The sequence below is a fragment of the Acinetobacter sp. YH12151 genome, from assembly GCF_013418355.1.
In the GTDB taxonomy this organism is placed as follows: Bacteria; Pseudomonadota; Gammaproteobacteria; order Pseudomonadales; family Moraxellaceae; genus Acinetobacter; species Acinetobacter pseudolwoffii.
The window spans coordinates 1-1987 of the sequence record NZ_VPCG01000103.1; the positions used below are offsets into that span (position 1 = coordinate 1).

Consider the following 1987-nt stretch of genomic DNA (forward strand, 5'->3'; position numbering starts at 1 on the left):
CTCGCTTGATTAAAGCTTGGTTATACGAGGACCAATTGGTTGTACGGTAAGTTTTAGGTGCAGGCTTCTTCATCTGGAAATTATATTGCTAAAGAAGCCCTCAAGAATAGCTTTGTGCAACAAAGCCATCTTTCTCTAAAAATCTAAGATGAGTTGAATATAGCATACATTCAACTCAACTAATGAGCCGAATGTGTTGGTTAATTAGCTCATCTATTTATCTAGGACAGTTTTAGAATTTTTCCTGATTCCATCAGATCTCTAGGGGAAAAGTTATCCCCAATTTCTGTAGATAAAAGCGGGACAACTTTTAGCCTTTTTTGTACGCCCTGGCGCACAGACATTTAGGGATTTTGCGGCTAGGGGATCTGTGCTTTTTTACTTATGATGAAATCATGCAGGAACAGGAAGTTCCGGAACAGAAAACAACAACGATAAGTTCTAACACTAGGATAGTGAGGGTAGAATAGCAGCTACCAAAGATCGCACTGTAAAAAACCCTGGCAGGATGTCAGGGTTTTTTATTGCTTGGATTCTCAGACGAAATGCAACAGAGATTAATTTAGGTAGGAAGTGGGATGAGATAGTATCTTGCTTCCAGACCGACCAAAGTCAAAGTTGCACAATGAAGTGGGATTGATTAATAGCAGACAGTGGTAAATTAATTTGGAAAATTTTCCCCCGAATATCTTTTATTCCAAAATTTTTCAGGCGTGCAGTATGCATTTTTAAATACTTTTCTGCATTATCTTGACTATCAAACAGGTAAATTCCCCCTGCTTCCTGAGCATCGCTATTTTCTGTCCATATTTTCCAGATCATGCCAGCTTCCTGATTAATACTTTCTGCAAGTGTTTGATAGGCGCGACTCATCTCTTCTCCAAATGGGCCTGGCGTCGGAAAGTCTACCTGAAGAATAACAGCCATGGTTTTATCCTCTACCGTCCAATAGCAATCTTCATACTCTAGCATTTTTCTAATGATTTTAAAGAAAAATTAGTCCTAAAATTGACTATTAAAAATTTTTGAATTTACTAGGCACCGTTGATATTTACTATTTATAATTAAAACTATGAGAATAGCTTCAATAAAATTAAGTAAATTTGAATTATGATGAATGGATAAATTACGCAGAATAACTTTTAAATTTTGCCAGTGTTGATCTTTCAGCATGGTACGAGGCATATCGAATAGTGAAATTAGGTTTGAAGATTTGATTTTACTACTTCGCTATTTGTTAAGCTAAAATGTCAACACACCCTAATATTTCATGATCATCACTGGTAATTCGGTTGAGCGAAGTACAGCTGTGGCCACACTTCCGAGTCTCCATTTTTTAAAACCTCTGCGACCATGCGATCCCATCACAATGAGATCAGCCTGTATCTGTTTGGCAGTTTTCACAATACTTTCTTCAAACACTACACTTTTTAGGACTTTAGTTTCAACTTGAACGCCCGCTGCATATGCAATTTCACTTGCTTGTTTTAATACCTCTTCTGCATTCGCATAAGCTTGAATAAAGTGTTCTTTCATTGGAGCAGAGACATAATAATAATAGAAATCTGCATCTGTAAATGGATCTTCAGAAACCAGACTGATGAAGGTCAATCTGCTATCGAATACCTGAGCAATTTCGACCGCATGTTTTACCGCGGAGAATGAAACTTTTGAACCATCAACTGGTACTAAAATATTCTGGTATGACATCGATAATGCTCCAAATACGAACTTTCTATTCAGTTATAGATAACATAAGCATGTTAGCGCTTCAATTTAAAGCATTAAACAATATCAAATTTATCCGGAATACTACTTAACGGCTTTGTTGCACAAAGATTTGAAATGCAAAGCGCCCCGAATTGAGCCAAATTTAAGGCGTAACTTGGGTAAGTGGTCGACCTAATTCCGTAAATCTGTTAAGGACTGCTACACGTACATGGATCTCATTCACTTGGCTATCAAAACTCCTTGCACTGAGTTTATC

General features: G+C 37.2%; 2 protein-coding genes and 2 pseudogenes. All 4 read right to left on the reverse strand.

All coding sequences use genetic code 11. The features are described from left to right. Positions 1–612 precede the first annotated feature (612 nt). Complete coding sequence (locus FTU82_RS15910) at positions 613–927, reverse strand: monooxygenase (protein WP_071852326.1); 315 nt, start codon at positions 925–927, stop codon at positions 613–615. A gap of 147 nt (positions 928–1074) precedes the next feature. Continuing rightward, positions 1075–1185: pseudogene (locus FTU82_RS15915) on the reverse strand (IS5/IS1182 family transposase); the annotation flags it as partial. 75 nt (positions 1186–1260) lie between these two features. Continuing rightward, positions 1261–1710, reverse strand: coding sequence for a universal stress protein (locus FTU82_RS15920; protein ID WP_180000747.1), 450 nt, complete (start codon positions 1708–1710; stop codon positions 1261–1263). 163 nt (positions 1711–1873) lie between these two features. Beyond that, positions 1874–1987 (reverse strand): annotated as a pseudogene (locus FTU82_RS15925) (IS5/IS1182 family transposase); the annotation flags it as partial.

What these genes read in the sequence shown, in the direction of transcription:
- FTU82_RS15910 (WP_071852326.1), bottom strand. Translation starts at nt 927, where the DNA reads ATGGCTGTTATTCTTCAGGTAGACTTTCCGACGCCAGGCCCATTTGGA.
- FTU82_RS15920 (WP_180000747.1), bottom strand. Translation starts at nt 1,710, where the DNA reads ATGTCATACCAGAATATTTTAGTACCAGTTGATGGTTCAAAAGTTTCA.